Raw genomic sequence first — 16,705 nt, 5'->3', positions numbered from 1 at the left:
ACCCGTGAGAATTCCCAATTCGTAACTCGGCTGCGTCAACTGCAAGATGACTACGCATTACTTCGCAACCTTAGCGACGAGCAACAAGACTCAACGAGCAATGTCACCCTCGAACGTTATCGTCAAGGCTACTCAACGATTAACCGTTTGTTGGAAAACATCCTCCGGCTGTCAGAATTAGGACAAGAAATCGAAACTTCAACCTATCAAAACTCGATCCGGTTGGATGCACTCGATCGAAGTATCTTACAACTCAAAGACGGCATTGAAACCAGTCGATTGGTCCCATTTCGGAACCTAACGTTGAGATCTAAAGCAATCTTACGCGATCTTACTAACCGCTATGGTAAACCAGCCGAACTGACGATCGAGAACGAACAGATCGAACTCGATGCTGGCATCGTCCAACAACTCGAACCAGCTTTACTTCACCTGCTCAGAAATGCTTACGATCATGGATTGGAATCCATCGAACAAAGGTTAGATGCAGGCAAATCACCCAACGGTAAAATTCACATCGCCCTCCAACAGCAAGGCAATCTCTATCGCTTAACGATCGAAGATGATGGCAGTGGTATCGATGCAGATCTCATTCACCAGATGGCTAAATCCAAAGGCTTCGCGCTCGATCGAACTAGCACCAGTGCCGAACTTTTAGCTGTCTTGTGTCAACCAGGATTTAGCTCTAATAGCGTCGTCACTGAGGTGTCTGGACGTGGTGTTGGGATGGATGTAGTTGTCTCCCAAATTGCCAGTATTGGCGGTAAATTGAGCCTAGAAACCTACCCTGGACGAGGTAGCAAATTCTCGATCGAAGTTCCCGCACCGCAACTACTGCTACCCTGTGTCTTGTTTCAAGTCGGCGATCGTGTCATCGCACTCCCAACCGATAATGTCCTCGAAACTGCACTTCTCAGCTCAATGACAACGATCGAATCGAGCGAGAAAACGGCAGGGATGTGTACTTGGTTACTCACCAATCCCAGAGGAGAAATATCTGGTTTCGATCTGAACGATTATTGGCAAGCTGGTAACTTCGCTGCTGGTAATTCGTCCCACCGTTCCTTCCCCGATACAGCCGTATGTATTCGGACTCAGCAAGCAGAAGATACTCCCGAAATTTGGTCGATCGCGGACGATTTATTAGGACAAGTTAAACTATTAATTAATCCCCTCCCCAGTCCCCTAATTGCTCCAACTGGATTGCTCGGTGTCAGCCTTCAACCAGATGGTAAGTTGATTTCGATCCTCGATCCGATCGCGCTGTCAGCGATGATTACCAGTACTGCCACTCAGTCCGCAACTGCTGCTGTCGATGAACTAGCCACCCTAGCAGACACAGAGGAAGCCGCTCGATCGTCTACACCCACCATTCTGATCGATGATGATGCCGTCATGATCCGCCGACGGTTGGAAGCTAGTCTCAATACCTACGGATTTGTCACCCATACCTGCAACGATGGACTAGAAGCCCTCAATTGGCTCCAAAATAATCCCCAACCCGATCTGATGATTACCGATGTAGAGATGCCCAATATGGATGGGTTTACATTGATCGCTCGCGCCCGCCAAGCCAAGATCGATATCCCGATCCTCGTCGTCTCGTCTCGATCTTCAGAAGAATGGGGCAAAGAAGCTCGTCGCTTGGGAGCTACCGACTATCTCAACAAAGGTTTCGCCACCTCCGAGCTACTCCAAAAAGTCAATTCTCTGCTCGGATTATTAGTCGATGCGTAGATTTTTACCCCACCCCAGCCCACCCCTTGGAAAGGGGATGGAGTCGGAAAGCCCCCATTACAAGGGGGTTGGGGGTAAGCCCATCAAAAATGAAGTCTAGCCAACTTGTCGGGATGTAACATAGAGAGACTATTCAGATGAAGTTCGGGGTTCGGGATTCGGGAATAGTCCCATAACTTGCACAGCCCAGTACTAGTTGGTCTCAGGGAAAAAGGGGAGGGGGTATGGGGCACAAGCATCCTAGCTCTTTCCTCCCCATCCTCCCATCCTCCCATCGTTCCCACACTCCCCAACTCCCCAACCCCCACCGCTCGGTTGCGAAAATTATGTCGGAGTGTAACAATGCGGTTGGTCTATTATCAGGTAAATTTAAAAAATACGTGCAAGCTAATTTAGTCGAACCAGCCAACCACAACCCATCTTCATTCGAGCGAGAAAGGCTCCCCTTCACCATCCAAGATGTTCGCGCTGCAATCCCCAAGCATTGTTTTGAGTCTTCTACTTGGAAGTCATTATCTTATTTCTTCCGCGATGTCGTTATTGTAACTGGATTATACGCGATCGCCGCCACACTAGATTCTTGGTGGTTTTACCCAATCTTCTGGTTCATGCAAGCGACAATGTTTTGGGCATTATTTGTAATCGGACACGATTGCGGTCATGGTTCATTCTCCCGCTATAAGTGGCTCAATAACTTAGTCGGACATATTTCTCACTCGTTCATCCTCGTACCATATCATGGTTGGCGGATCAGTCACCGGACGCATCACCACAATACAGGCAATATCGAAACTGATGAAAGTTGGTATCCTGTCAGTGAAGGGAAATATGATGAGATGCAGTGGTGGGAGAAGTTTCTCCGGTTCGACCTGACTTTACTATTAGCTTATCCCTTATACTTATTCCGTCGTTCTCCCGAACGTCCAGGTGGTTCTCATTTCCATCCAGCAAGTCCCCTATTTCGCGCTTCCGAAAAGTGGGATGTCATTACTAGTACCATTTGTTGTGCGGTGATGGTAGCTTTAGTCGCCGCGGGTACATTTACCTGGGGTTGGTTATGGCTGGTGAAATTTTACCTAGTGCCTTATCTCGGATTTGTTGTCTGGTTGGATTTAGTAACTTTCCTCCACCACACCGACGACGATTTACCTTGGTATCGCGGTAAAGATTGGTATTTCCTCAAAGGTGCAATTTCGACGATCGATCATAGTTACGGGTTCATCGATGATATTCATCATAATATCGGTACCCACGTCGCTCACCATATCTTCTTAACTATCCCTCACTATCACCTCCTAGAGGCGACAGAGGCGATTAAACCAGTTTTAGGCAGTCACTATCATAAATCCGATCGTTCCATCTGGGCAGCCTTCTGGGATGCGAAGGAGAACTGTCATTTTGTCACTAATACTGGGACTAAAATTTACTATCAATCTAAGTAGGTGTTAGGTGTTAGGTATTAGGTGTTAGGGAATTAGCAGGACACAAGTACCCGAAAACCTAAAGCCTAAAGCCTAACATCTAAAGCCTAATACCTAAAGCCTAAAGCCTTTTTTATGTTTCGACGTTATTTTTTCACTAGTCTATTAGCAATTTCTTTGAGTGTAATTTCGTGGTGTAATTTTGTCCCAACAGCACAGGCGATGGGTGGAATATTACCAACGATCGATCTGCCAGCACCAGCATTTACATTACCAACCAATACTGGAACGGGAAAAGTTTCGCTAGCTGATTATGCGGGTAAATGGCTAGTTTTATATTTTTATCCTAAAGATTTCACATCCGGTTGTACCTTAGAAGCGCGGAGATTTCAACAGGATATCGGTAAATACCAGCAACGCCACACTGAGATTGTGGGGGTGAGTGCGGATTCGATCGATTCTCATGCTGAATTTTGTGATTCAGAAGGGCTAAAATTTCCCCTCTTAGCCGACACTGACGGCGAGGTTAGTAAAGCCTATGGTTCTTGGATGGGGATTTATTCCATGCGTCATAGTTTTATCATCGATCCGCAAGGAGTTTTACGCGCAACATTTACCGATGTCAATCCTACAGCTCATAGTCGGGAAGTATTGACTGAACTCGATTACCTCCGGTAGGCTACGCCAACGACTCCAAACAGCTAAAACTTAAATAAATGCCTACTTCTGTTCTAAGTGACGGCGTAATTGACTGCTAGCGATATCGATCGAAGTTACTACTACTAATAAGACTAACATCATCGTAGTCGCTTTATTGTATTCAAATCCGCGAATATAATTGACTAATTCAAAGCCAATTCCCCCCGCGCCGACGACTCCTAAAACGGAGGCAGCGCGAATATTATATTCAAACATATAGAGGGTATAACCCCACAGTAGAGGTAAAACTTGAGGGATAACTCCATATTGGGCGATTTGGAACCAAGAAGCACCACTGACTTGTAAAGCTTCTAATGAATAACGATCGACAGACTCGATTGCCGTTTGATAAAATTTTCCGAGATAGCCGATGGTATAAATTCCTAGCGCGAGCGTTCCCGCAGGTGCGCCCAAGCCTGTCGCCGCAACAAAGATTAAGCCGAGGATAATTGACGGAATCGATCGAACGGCATTTTGGAAGAAGTTAGCACCCCCGCGTACCCACCAAGGAGCCAAATTATTAGCAGACAATACGGCAATTGGTAATGAAATAATCGCCCCAATTGTCGTTCCCCACAAAGACATTTGAATGGTTTCTAATAATTTTGCCCAAGCAACATCGAGAATCGATAGATCTGGCGGAAACAAGCGAGAAATAAAATCGGTGATATAACCACCACTATCTTTTAAAGATTGAATATCGATCTTTAGAGCATTCCATGCCCAACCATAGACACCGATAACCGCCAGGAAAATTAATGTTCTGAGAATAAAGTTATATTTAACGATGCCTACTTACTCCCTTTCCGCCCAAGGAATAGACGATTGTAATTGATCATTCACCATTTGTCCATTCACCATTCACAACTTACTCTAAGTATCTAAGTTTTATAATGAGAAAGGAGTATCTAACTTTTGACTAGTCGATCGAACTCTGTACCCAGATTTTGACTGTTACCATGATAAACCACTCGACCGCGATCGACAACAATCGCAGTTTGGGCGTAAGTACTAGCGAGAGTTAAATCGTGTAAAACAGTTACAATCGTCATCCCCTCTTGATGTAGACGGGCTAAAGTTTGCATCACCTGTTGAATGGCGATAATATCTAAACCAGTAACTGGTTCATCAGCGAGTAAAATTTGCGGCGATCGAATTAAGGCTCTGGCAATTGCAACTCGTTGTTGTTGTCCTCCACTGAGTTGACGTGTTGGTTGATTGGCAAACTCTCGCATCCCCAACCGATCGAGTAATTCGATCGCGGTGCGCCGTTCGCTTGCCGGAAATCCCTTTAAGGTTTCCCACCCCGAATACGCGCCTAATTTCCCGCAGAGAACGTTGTCAAGGGCGCACAGTTGGGGAATTAAGCCTCCACCCTGAAATAACATCGCCAGGTGTTGACGAGCCTGTTTGAGGGTAGTAGGCGCAACGGGGATATCATTAACTAAAATATTTCCCGATCTCAGTGGTAATAATCCAGCGATCGATCTTAACAAACTAGATTTACCCGCACCATTCAAGCCCAGAATAGCCACAAATTCACCTCGTTTAATCTCACAATCGACTCCATCTAAAATTGGTCGATTAGAGATTTTTGCCTGACTCACTACTTCTTGACAAACGATTGCTGGGGCTAGATCTACTTTTCCTACTTCAGAGCCGATCGCACCGATCTCACTATTAATTTTACTCACCTAATTTTTACCGAACTCAAATTAACTCGTAACCACTAATCGAGAATATCCAATGACAGCAAGATAACTCATTTTCTAGCTCCCAACCCCCAACTCCCAACAAATCCCAATACGGTAAGCACTTTGCGCTTACCGTATTCCAACAACTCCTATGGTTTCATTCCTGCGCGTTGGAGTGCGTCTCGAATTGGTTTTAGGTGTTTATCGTGATTTACTTCAACCAACTCGGTGGAGTTATAGAGAGATTTTAGCAATTGATTATTTGCCGGCTGATTTAATTTCAGCATGGCGGCGATCAATTGCTTTCTCGTACCGACAGGAACATCATCATCGATCGCGACTCCGTGAGCAGGTACTCCAGAAATACTATATAGTACCCGCAGAGTACTAGCTTCAGCAGGAGTAATATAGGGAGAGCCTAGAGTATACTCCGAAACTGCCGCCACATCTGCTTGACCTCTCAATACAGCTTGAAGAGCTTTTTCGTAGCCACCACCATAGGTTACTTGTCCAAAGAAACCATTTAATCTGTCACGATCTGTTACCAATTTATGCTCTACCAACTCAGCTACAGGAAAAATAAAACCCGATCCTGATGTGGGAGAAGTAAATACTATTTTCTTACCCTTAAGTTGGTTGAGAGTGGCTTCATCTGTGCCAGATTTGAACGGACTATTTTTGGGAACTACAAAAATTGATTTATAAGTGTGTCCACCCGAATAAGTCGATCGAACTTCCGCTAAATATAAACGGGCGTTAGCTAATTGTTCCGCCTTGAGTGCGGGGCGACTGCTCAAAAAGGCTACATCAGCCCGATTCGCCCGCAATGCTTCTACCGCAGCGGTATCATCACCAAATACAGCTTCTACAGGTTGTTGCAATTCTTTACTCAGAAAATTTGTTACAGCTTTAGCCTTTTTCTCTAAGTCTGTAGTACCAGATCGGGTCGGGAAGATAATTTTGAGCGGTTGAGCTTGCGCGATCGCCGGAGATCCACTCACAATGCTGGAAATAGATTGAGAGATCGGCCGATAGTTCCCAACAGCCAAACAGCCTAAAATGCTTGCCGTTATCCCAATACTGAATTTAGTGCGCTGATTCATCGATTGCTGCTAACTCTAATTAATTGAGAATTTAGATTATTGATATTTAGTCTCAAGAATTATCCTAAGAGATTCGACCCGATTTTGCAACTGGTCTACACTAGAGTCCCCACGCACCTCAAACCTTGGGAAAATTGGGGCTACTCCTTTGTGTGGGAGCTAGATCGAGCAAAATAGCCGATAGCGATCGACAAAATCAGTTTAAATTCAGCCGGAAAGCTGAATGAGCAAGGGAAACAGCCAAATGTCCCAAGGCGAGCAAGCAAGGGATAAGCTACGATCTTAAAGCAGTTAAGAGATCGTAATTATTATCAATGTAGTGGTCGATAAAAAACCAAACTCCGAATTTAGATCGGTAGTGTTAAAAATTAATGGCTAAATTACAACTAGTACCTAACTATATATTCAGAAGTTTTAGATACATATATTAATACATATACTTCGCATTTGACATATTCTACTATTAATTATCAAGGAGCACAATTTTCATGGGAAGGATTTTTGTCTGTGCAATCTACGGCGGGTATGAAAGTGCTGCTACCGATCCAGAAACGATCGGTAGTGCGCCAAATGAAGCCAAAGGAATGGTATTTTTGCGCGATTCGATTGTCCCAGAACTTCGCAACAGAAACTTTGAAGTGATCGCGGTACCTGACTTCGACAATCCTAGAATTAGCATTGACTGGATCGATAAACGTGCAAAACCAGGGGATATCGCTCTAGGCGTTCATGCGGATGCTTACGCGCAGTCCCAAACTAAAGGGGTAAGTACTTTTTATATTGCCAAAAATGGCGAACGCAAAAATCACGCTCAGATGTTGCTACTGGCTTTTTCTAGCCGCGTTCCCGATCTACACAGTCGCGGAGCCAAACCCGATACTTCTACAGGTACGGGTAGTTTAGCCTTTTGCAGACGATTGACAATTCCTTCGCTGCTGATGGAAATTGGATTTAAGATCGACAGTGACGATCGACAGATGATTCAAGCCTATTGGCGGGAAATTGCCCTCGGGATTGCTGACGGTTTAGTAACCTGGAGTCGCGATGTCCAGGTACAAGCTACCAGTAACAACCATACCGTACCAGTACATCTCAAAGTCAACGACGAACCATCCCCCGAACGTGGAATTGCGATCGATGGCAATATCTATGTTCCGATCGATCTTGCCGATCGATTGGGTGTCAATCTTGCACTCAATCCCCAGATCCGACGGATTCGCTATCGGGGTGTAGTTTACATCAAAGCGATCGAATTACGCGATCTCAATATCTCGATCGTCTCAGAAATTGGGCGTACTTATAATATCCGCTCCCAACACCTCTTCAGTCCCGATGAATTCGATCGGATTATGAACTTGGGACATACCACCGTAACTCATCTCAATGAGTTTCTCATCGCCAATAATCCTGATGCTCTGGAAAAATTCCCCAATCTTGCCGATATCTACATCGAAGAAGCCAAAGCTGAAGGAGTCAATCACGATCTCGCTTTTGCCCAAATGTGTCTAGAAACCCGCTTTCTGACCTTTGGCGGTGCCATCTTGCCCGAATTTAATAATTTTGCTAGTTTGGGCAATCGACAGACAGAGTGGGCAAATTTCCCCAATCTGCGGCTAGGTATTCGCGCTCACATTCAACAACTCAAAGCCTATGCTAGTATCGATCTGTTAGTCCAAGACTGCGTTGCACCCAGATTTGAACTAGTCAAGCGCGGTATTGCTCCCACGATGCGCCAATTAAATGGGAGATGGTCAGCCGATGGTCAATATACTATCAAAATCGCCGCAGTCCTACGCCGTTTGTATGAGACAGCAGGACTTTTTTAGCCAATCTGTCTAAGTACGATCGAAAATAGCCAGCCAAATCTGCTCTGACCAACATTTTTCATTGTATTGCATTCAATTTGCAACAAATTTGACATCATTGCGTCATAAGTAGTAGCTAAACTTTAGAATAGATTTAGTCAAGCGCAATGAGATCGGCTCAAGGCAAGGAACCAAAGCCAGCTAGCTGAGATCGCTAAAAGAATTGTATAGGTGCGAGTTGTATGTCAGAACCAGAGAAAAACTTACCCATAGATCGTCAGCTAGAAGTTAAAGTAGAAACTGACAACCCCATTGTTCCAACAGTGCCCCAGCACACTGCTCTCAAAACATTGCGCCAAGGTAGTAAATATGTCTCGTTACTATTATTGAGTACTATTGCTAGTTGTTCGTTTGGTTACTTAGCCGCTAAAGAACAGCTTCCCTCCACTCTCGAATCGCCTGCTACGGCTAACTCGCCAGTGGCAGATAGTAGAAGTATTTTGGCTAGTGGGAATACGAACTTTATCACCCAAGTAGTCGATAAAGTCGGCCCAGCGGTAGTTAGAATCAATGCCTCCAAAACCATCGTTAACTCTCAAGCCTCAGAAGATGGATCTGAAGATCCCTTCTTTCGGAGATTTTTTGGCAATCGGATGCCTCAAAGAGGTCAACCAGAAGAGCGCGAAGTCAGAAAGGGTACGGGTTCGGGTTTTATTATCAATAATAACGGGCAAATTTTGACAAATGCTCATGTTGTCGCTGGTGCAACTAAAGTTACTGTCACGCTTAAAGATGGACGGACGATCGAAGGTAAAGTAAAAGGACTCGATCGAGTTACTGATGTTGCGGTGATTGAAATTGCCGAGAAAAATCTGCCCAGTATTTCAATTGGTAACTCCGATCTGATTAAACCAGGCGAATGGGCGATCGCGATCGGTAATCCGTTAGGATTGGATAATACTGTTACTGCTGGGATCGTCAGTGGTACCGGACGTACTAGTGCCGAAATTGGCGCGGCGGATAAACGAGTCAACTACATTCAAACCGATGCAGCCATCCATCCAGGTAATTCTGGTGGTCCCCTCCTCAACGCTAGCGGACAAGTCATCGGCATGAATACCGCTATCCTGCGCGGTGCCCAGGGTTTAGGCTTTGCTATTCCCATCAATACCGCTCAACGGATTGCCAGTCAACTGATTGCGACAGGTAAAGTAGATCACCCCTTCCTGGGGATTCAGATGGTGAATCTCACCCCCCAAATCAAGGAACAAATTAACACCGATCCTAATGCCAATATTAAGATTGATGTCGATAAAGGTACCCTCATCGCCCGCATCGTTCGCAATTCACCCGCAGCGAAAGCCGGAATGAAATCTGGAGACATCATTCAAAGCGTCAATGGTAAAGCCGTCCAAAATTCCAGCGAAGTGCAGCAAGTTGTAGAAACCACTAAAATCGGTAATAGCGTCCAAGTCCAAGTTCGCCGGAACGGACAAAATATCACGCTCAATGTTACACCAGTTGCGGCTCCAGCACCGATAGCAGAACGGGAATAGGGTTTTAGGGGGAAAGGGTAAAGGGTGGGGAGTAACGGAGTAGGGGAGTAACGGAGTAAGAAACACCCCAACACCCCCACACCCACACCCCCACACCCCACACCCCCACACCCCACACCCCACACTCCCCTCACTCCCTACACCCCTCTCCCGTGACAATTTACTTCTACACCGCTGGAGAACATCCCTATGGTTGCTTCTCCAATTTTTCCAAGCATGGGTTTGTGATGGATAAATTGTGGTGGTATACCACCGAACATTATTTCCAAGCCCAGAAATTTGTTGGGACACCGTATCTAGAACAAATTCGATCGATTCGGACACCCAACGATGCTGCTAAATTAGGCAGAAAACGCACCTTTCCACTGCGCAGTGATTGGGAACAAGTCAAAGATGAAATCATGTTTCGGGCATTGCTATGCAAATTTCAAATCCACCTCGATATTCGCGAAATTTTGCTCAGTACTGGAGATGAACAGATCGTCGAAAATGCCCCCAATGACTATTATTGGGGCTGTGGCAAAGATGGTACTGGCAAAAATCAGCTCGGTTTGACTCTGATGCGAGTCAGAGAAATCTTGAAGTATCCCGAAGTCGGACAATCGCAAACTTAACAACTGTGCAAGATGTGAGTAATAACGAATTGACCCTTTACTTTTAGGTGCAAACCGTAAGAATACCAATGTTTTTGTTAGGATGTAGTAGAAGTTTAAAACCACGCGAGCCAATGTCTTGCCCAGCTTACAAGATTTATGAGCGTAGTCTGGCGTAAGTGCAGACACTAGGTTGCGGATCTCCCGTTGATTTTTATATGAATAATTGCTTGCTACCCATTGTGCTATTGGGTTCTGCTTCCATACTCAGTTATGTCTTGCCTGCTTCAGCTCTTTCCCCAGTTGAAGTTCAAAGAATTGCCAAACAAACTACTGTCAGAATCAAAGACTGTGACCAAGGTTCAGGGGTAATTATTCAAAAAAGCGGTAGTAGTTATACTATTCTTACTGCTGCTCATGCTACTCGGAATAATGGCTGTCAAATTGTTACTGCTGATGATAGTGAGTACAAGGTAACTGAGGTAACGCCTTTTATTAACAGTGTCGATCTGGCACTGGTTAAGTTTACCAGTAATAAAACCTATCGAGTGGCCAAATTAATCGATAATTCCGATCGAATCGAAGGCGGGGAGAATATTTATGTCTCAGGATTTCCAGTCACGACGGCGATAGTCGATCCCATTTTTACTTTTGTCCAAGGCAAGGTGATTGGGAACGGCAACAAATTGCAGCTCAAAGGCTATTCAATGGTCTATGATAATCTTACCCTGCCAGGTCATAGTGGTGGTCCTGTTTGGAATAGCAAAGGAGAAATGATCGCCATTCACGGACAAGGGGATATTAATACTAAACTACAACAGACAGATAGTCCCAATGTGCGGATTAAAACTGGATTTAATTTGGGAATAACGGCTAATACTTTTATTAAGCTGGCAGCAAAAATGGGAATACCTGGATATGCAGCACCAATTACCGTAGCAGCAACGTTGAAGCCAGTGGACGATCTGATTGCTAGTGCTGTAGCCAGAGAGCGCAAAGGCGACTATCGAGGCATATTAAATGATATGAATATGGCGATCGCGATTAATCCCCAGAAAGATAGCTTGTACTATATTAGAGGCAATGCTAAGTCTGAGTTGGGAGATAAAAAAGGGGCGGTCGAAGATTACAACCGTAATATTATGATGAACCCCAAAGTTGCAGCAGCTTACTACAATCGAGGCACTGCCAAATACAAACTGGGAGACTGGCAACAGGCAATAGAGGACTATGATAGTTCGATTAAGATTAATCCTCAGTATGTTGCCGCTTTCTATAATCGTGCTAATGCTAAATATCGATTGAGAGATAAGCAGGGGGCATTAGCAGATTATAGTCGCGCTATTGCGATCGCTCCAAGATTCCTCGAAGCCTATAGTAGTCGTGGTTGGGTGAAGTATGAAGTTGGGGATTATGACGGGTCGGTCTCAGACAACAATCTTGCGATTGCAATGAATCACCCCAGATTGGGCAAGGTCTATAGCCAGAAGGCTTTTGCACAATACGAACTAGGTAATCGATCGGATGCCATCTTGTCATGGCGTAAGGCTCTGAATCTGCCAGATATGGTCCAAGACATCCAGTTTGGTTTAGCAGTCGCGCTCTATCATCAAGGTAAACAAGACGAGGCTTTCCAGCTCGGTGAAGTAGCAATTCGCGCCGATAAGCAATTAAGAGATATTCAATATTTACGTGCCAAAAACTGGAACAAAAACATCCTCAAGGATGCTGTCAAATTTCTCCAAACCACCAGAATACAGCGTATTAAGTAAGTAGGAATCAGGGGGCAATGAGTACGCAAAAAGTTAAGTAGGGGCAATTCATAAATTGCCCCTACTTAACTTTCAACTATTTAACGAGCAGCTTCAGTCAACTTACTCAAGACAACCTGTGCCGCTTTTTGTCCGGCTGGTAAACCTTCCACAAAGCTATTTAGTTCTGAAGCCGGCTTTTTAGTGATTTGACTGCTATCGATCGAGTACTTAAGATAGTTATTGTAAGAACTAACCGCACTAGTCAACACTACTGCGTCGATCGAACCATCACCACGTTTTAAACCCTGCATCGATTTAGCGAGCTGTTGTGCCGCATCACCGCCACCCAAAGCAGCCGTAAAGGTCTTAACCGCTGGATTATCGGAACCAGCCGAAGAACCAATAACATCAACAGCAACCTGCGCTACTGCAGGATCGACGTTGACTGTATTACCGCCCACAGATTGGCTGCCACTCAAACTGGATGCTGTCAAATTAGCACTTACAGCATTAACCTTAGATTGAATTGCTGGGGCAAAACTAGCAGTACGAACAGCTCCAGATTGAGTAATATTTCCCGATCCGCCAATGGCAGTATCACCACTAATGGATGCATTACCCAGCGCATCACATATCCCTGGCAGAGGCGAGGCATAAACGGGAGCTAGGGGCAAAAGAGCTGTCGCGATCGCCGCTACTGATAAGATATTTTTAATTTTCATAACAAACACAGTTTTCGATGTATATGATTCTTCACTTTCAACTAACTTAATTCCGTATTGCTTAAATTAGGAATTAGGGATTAGAGGAATTAAATCTTTATTCCAATAACCTTCCTACCCCCTATTTTAGAAACGGAAGCCTAAGCCGCCGCCAATACCGAAACGGGTTAATTCCCCAGCAACTTTGTCCCCCGCAACATCTAAGATAGCTGGAGTAAGCTGGAGACCAACACTGTCACTCAATTTGAGCGAGAGCGGTAAGCCAACGCTAAAGTTACGACCATTGTAATCTGCAACTAAACCAATATTTTCAGAAACACGGAAGCCCAGACTGCCAAAGATACTGGTCGTGTCATTATTATTATTAGGCTGGAAGATGTCTGCAATTTGACGGAAACGACCATTACCAATGCCGACAGAGGCGGTGAAGTTGTTGGTATCGCTAACGGGTAAAACACCTGTCACCACGCCATAGACAGTAGGTTTATCTGTCCCGTCGCCAGCCTCATAGCCGTGTCTAATGGCATTTTCCCAACCAGCCGCGATCGCCACGTTCTCCCCAAACTGTTTGTGCAGCTTGAAATTAACAGCACCACGGCTAAATAGATCTAAACGGCTACTACCACCATTAGGCCCACCACCGTTACTGCTGGTGCTGTAGGATGTTTCCAATCCGACGAACTCGCGACTGTTACCGAGACCAAAACCAGCACCTATACCGAAAGCATTAGTATTAGTACCACCAACACCGAGTAGTGAAGTGGGTGAAAGGAGATCTTGGTAGCCAGCACCGACAAAGAATGTACCCCCATTTGCCCCAAAAGCACTAGGTGTAGTGACTCCAGCTACTGGTGGATTTACTGGCTTGCTTACGACTGCAGGAGCTTCGATTCCTGGTACAGTACCGACAGCAGTACGGCTCAAGACATCCTGTTCGGTGATTGTGGCGGCTACTGGTGCAGCGGCGGCACAGTTGACAATGTATTTTTGGGCGGGACTATCGGCACCCAGTGCAGTCAGCTTGCCAGAGGCGACCAAAGCTTGGTGAATAAAGGCGGCGACATCGGCACGAGTAGCTACGCCATTAGGGTTGAAGGTCTTACCGTCTGGATAGGAAACACTGACGGTGACGCATTTCTGAGTAGCTGCGATCAGGGCATTTCGACCAAAGGGGGGTACCTGAGCTGCATCTGTAAACAGCTCGTCAACTTTAGAGGGCGAGCCATCAGCTTGCAATTTGCTACCATTAGAGATAGATACTAAAGATTCAATCCGCAAGATGTTTTGAGTCGGGCCAAAGGTTTTGTTGGGATAGCCCGCTAGAAAACCAGCGCGGTAGGCTTTGTCAATTACGCCTGCGCCCCAGAACTTTTTGGGGACATCGCGGAATGTACTTACTTCTCTGGTGGGGGTTAGGTCAAAAGCCTTGGTTAATAAGGCCGCAAATTCAGCTCTGTTGACAGGTTGGTCTGGGCGAAAAGTACCATCGGGGTATCCAGCAATAATTCCTTTGTTTACCAATACTTTAATGAATGGTTCTGCCCAGTTACCAGCAACGTCACTGGCTTGGGCAATTTGGTTCTGGTTAGCAATAGGTATGCTCGATCGAATGGAGTTTGCTGATAGTCGAGTAAATGTCAATCCTGGCGCAATTTTTTTGAGAGCAGCTTTTTTAGGAGCAGCCTGGAGGGGAAGAGATTTCTCATTCGCTTGGTTTGCAACTATTTCAGGTTCGTTGCTGGCAAAAGCTGCACTACTAGCAATAATGGCGGTACACAAAAAGGTACACAGTAAAAGAATATTCTTAAATTTGATTTGGTATTTGTTCGGATTCATAGCTTAAAAAACTTACTCCTCTACGTTAAATTACTTGTTTTAATTATCTCAATAGAACAATAGACTTATTTCGATCTCTCAAAGTTTCTTAATCTTTTATCGTCTTCCGAGGGAATTACTTTTTTTAATATTGAATAAATACCGAATTTTTATACCTTTAGGTACATGGAGTATCAATCAGTCGATGCTCTTTTGCCAGCGACATGAGCTTTGCCAAAATATCAGTCCAACTAATCCCAGCCAAGGTCGGTAAAATCGAATCTGCTTGCGCCAAACGGTCGTAAGGGCCGACTCCTAACACCCACATCCCCGCCGCTAAACCCGCTGCGACACCTGCTGGCGCATCTTCGACTACCAAGCAATGAGCCGGATCGATTGCTACTGACTCAGCAGCATAGAGAAAAACATCTGGAGCTGGTTTGAGGCGCGGTACGCTATGACCATCAGCTATGAAATTAAAGAAATGTCTAATGCCTAAGCGTTCTAAGACTAATTCGGCATTTTTACTCGAAGAGCCTAGGGCGATTTTGACACCAGCGGCGTATAGTTCTATTAATAGATTCTCGATACCTGGCAGGAGATGTTCGCCATTGAGTTCGTTAATTAGTTCTAGATAATAATCGTTTTTCCGCTTTAAGAATAGTTGCTGTTGGCTGGAATCGATCTGACGATCGCCCAAAATATAACACAGCGCATCTTCCCGATTTAATCCCAACATCCCCCTGTCATGAGTTTGTCGATCGAATGGAATCTGCTCTTCATCAGCTAATCGCTGCCATGAGAGATAATGGAAGTAGACTGTATTCGTAATTACGCCATCGAGGTCAAAGATGACTGCTTCGATCTGTGGATCGCGCTCCAGTGTGCTCATAGCTATTTGATGTCGATCGACGATCTCTTATTATAACCATGATAACTCTAGGTCAGATCTTCCACAGCCCCTTCTTCCACTATATTTAATTGTCGTAATCATGTTTTAGAATAAATTGAATAGGTGCTAGCAATAATAATTATCCCTATCTCCTATTCCCTATTCCCTATCCCCTACTCCCTCTATGAGCTTACGCGATCAATTTAATAAATTTACAGGCAAAACCCAATTTGTCGTAGCCCGCATCTTTCTACATCTAGCTGGCGATGAAGTGTCACCATTATTGGGAATCTTAAACCAAGCAGCCAGACAAGCGATCGAATCTGATGGCGATTTGACGATTGTTGGTGAAGGATTGGTGGAAATCTGTCAAAATCTCTTGCAATACGATACCTACTGGAGATCGGCCGCTAACGAAGGTGATGTATTCTGGGACGAAGGTGGAGCTGGCGACTATGCTAATGAATTATTTACTGATTCAGCCGGACGATATTTGAGCGAACCCGATCTGAGTCAAACGACTAACCCCAATGCACCATTGACTTTGCCCCCCACCCGCAATCTAATCTTGATGCTGACTGTTGCTCTCGAAGGTGAAGAACCCAGCATCGAAGCAGACTTATCAAATATGTCAGCACTTAAAATTGCTTTAAAATCTTTAATTAATCTTCACTATCAAGAACGCCTTCGTGCAATTTACATTCACTTTTCTCCAGCCCGATTTGGTGATGAACTGACCGATGACCAAGTTCTGCAAAACTTCCCTGAATTAATTCCCTTGTAAATAGTCGATAGTGGCTGAATTCTCGATTATTCTTGTTTGAGAGATGCGGTTAACCAGATCGTCACGATCGGTTTACCAGGTATTTTGTCGATCTAACGATCGGATAATATAAACATAAAAGGTGGAGATC

General features: G+C 44.9%; 14 protein-coding genes. 8 read left to right on the top strand and 6 right to left on the bottom strand.

The window, feature by feature from the left end:
- The 3 genes from RMO55_RS18350 to RMO55_RS18340 form a co-directional block, all read left to right on the top strand.
- On the top strand, positions 1-1,737 hold a 1,737-nt coding region (locus tag RMO55_RS18350), incomplete at its 5' end, for a response regulator (RefSeq protein ID WP_310428962.1).
- A gap of 380 nt (positions 1,738-2,117) precedes the next feature.
- Positions 2,118-3,179 carry a DUF3474 domain-containing protein gene (locus RMO55_RS18345; RefSeq protein ID WP_396134394.1) on the top strand — a complete coding sequence of 354 codons (1,062 nt, stop codon included), beginning with the start codon at positions 2,118-2,120 and terminating at the stop codon, positions 3,177-3,179.
- A 114-nt stretch (positions 3,180-3,293) separates the two neighbouring features.
- Positions 3,294-3,836, top strand: a complete 543-nt coding sequence (locus RMO55_RS18340; RefSeq protein ID WP_310428958.1) for a peroxiredoxin — start codon at positions 3,294-3,296, stop codon at positions 3,834-3,836.
- A gap of 42 nt (positions 3,837-3,878) precedes the next feature.
- On the opposite strand, the gene phnE is transcribed toward RMO55_RS18340, so the two are convergent.
- The 3 genes from phnE to RMO55_RS18325 form a co-directional block, all read right to left on the bottom strand.
- Positions 3,879-4,646, bottom strand: coding sequence for a phosphonate ABC transporter, permease protein PhnE (phnE, locus tag RMO55_RS18335; protein WP_396134393.1), 768 nt, complete (start codon positions 4,644-4,646; stop codon positions 3,879-3,881).
- Positions 4,647-4,765: 119 nt separating this feature from the next.
- Positions 4,766-5,542: a phosphonate ABC transporter ATP-binding protein gene (locus tag RMO55_RS18330; RefSeq protein ID WP_396134392.1), complete on the bottom strand. Its 777-nt coding sequence runs from the start codon at positions 5,540-5,542 to the stop codon at positions 4,766-4,768.
- Positions 5,543-5,700: 158 nt separating this feature from the next.
- Positions 5,701-6,654 carry a phosphate/phosphite/phosphonate ABC transporter substrate-binding protein gene (locus RMO55_RS18325; RefSeq protein WP_310428955.1) on the bottom strand — a complete coding sequence of 318 codons (954 nt, stop codon included), beginning with the start codon at positions 6,652-6,654 and terminating at the stop codon, positions 5,701-5,703.
- A 488-nt stretch (positions 6,655-7,142) separates the two neighbouring features.
- Between RMO55_RS18325 and RMO55_RS18320 the strand changes: the two genes are divergently transcribed.
- From RMO55_RS18320 to RMO55_RS18305, 4 genes are all read left to right on the top strand, one after another.
- A complete protein-coding gene (locus RMO55_RS18320; RefSeq protein ID WP_310428953.1) occupies positions 7,143-8,480 on the top strand; it encodes an N-acetylmuramoyl-L-alanine amidase in 1,338 nt (445 codons plus the stop codon).
- A 221-nt stretch (positions 8,481-8,701) separates the two neighbouring features.
- A complete protein-coding gene (locus RMO55_RS18315; protein ID WP_310428951.1) occupies positions 8,702-10,015 on the top strand; it encodes an HhoA/HhoB/HtrA family serine endopeptidase in 1,314 nt (437 codons plus the stop codon).
- A 152-nt stretch (positions 10,016-10,167) separates the two neighbouring features.
- Positions 10,168-10,629, top strand: coding sequence for an NADAR family protein (locus RMO55_RS18310; protein WP_310428949.1), 462 nt, complete (start codon positions 10,168-10,170; stop codon positions 10,627-10,629).
- A gap of 197 nt (positions 10,630-10,826) precedes the next feature.
- Entirely contained in the window at positions 10,827-12,380 is a 1,554-nt protein-coding gene (locus RMO55_RS18305; RefSeq protein WP_310428947.1) for a tetratricopeptide repeat-containing serine protease family protein, read from the top strand.
- 80 nt (positions 12,381-12,460) lie between these two features.
- On the opposite strand, the gene RMO55_RS18300 is transcribed toward RMO55_RS18305, so the two are convergent.
- From RMO55_RS18300 to pgmB, 3 genes are all read right to left on the bottom strand, one after another.
- Positions 12,461-13,084 carry a hypothetical protein gene (locus RMO55_RS18300; RefSeq protein ID WP_310428945.1) on the bottom strand — a complete coding sequence of 208 codons (624 nt, stop codon included), beginning with the start codon at positions 13,082-13,084 and terminating at the stop codon, positions 12,461-12,463.
- Between the two features lie 126 nt (positions 13,085-13,210).
- Positions 13,211-14,920 (bottom strand): S-layer homology domain-containing protein, encoded by a 1,710-nt coding sequence (locus tag RMO55_RS18295; RefSeq protein ID WP_310428943.1) that lies wholly within the window; start codon positions 14,918-14,920, stop codon positions 13,211-13,213.
- 157 nt (positions 14,921-15,077) lie between these two features.
- Positions 15,078-15,791 carry a beta-phosphoglucomutase gene (pgmB, locus tag RMO55_RS18290; protein WP_310428941.1) on the bottom strand — a complete coding sequence of 238 codons (714 nt, stop codon included), beginning with the start codon at positions 15,789-15,791 and terminating at the stop codon, positions 15,078-15,080.
- Between the two features lie 184 nt (positions 15,792-15,975).
- Here pgmB and RMO55_RS18285 point away from each other — a divergent pair, with 184 nt between their 5' ends.
- The gene (locus RMO55_RS18285) at positions 15,976-16,575 is read left to right on the top strand and encodes a DUF1517 domain-containing protein (RefSeq protein WP_310428939.1); all 600 of its coding nucleotides are present in this window, start codon (positions 15,976-15,978) and stop codon (positions 16,573-16,575) included.
- Positions 16,576-16,705: the final 130 nt, after the last annotated feature.

This window comes from Chamaesiphon sp. VAR_48_metabat_135_sub (genome assembly GCF_031418915.1).
GTDB lineage: Bacteria > Cyanobacteriota > Cyanobacteriia > Cyanobacteriales > Chamaesiphonaceae > Chamaesiphon.
This window is presented reverse-complemented; position numbering and strand designations above follow the sequence as displayed.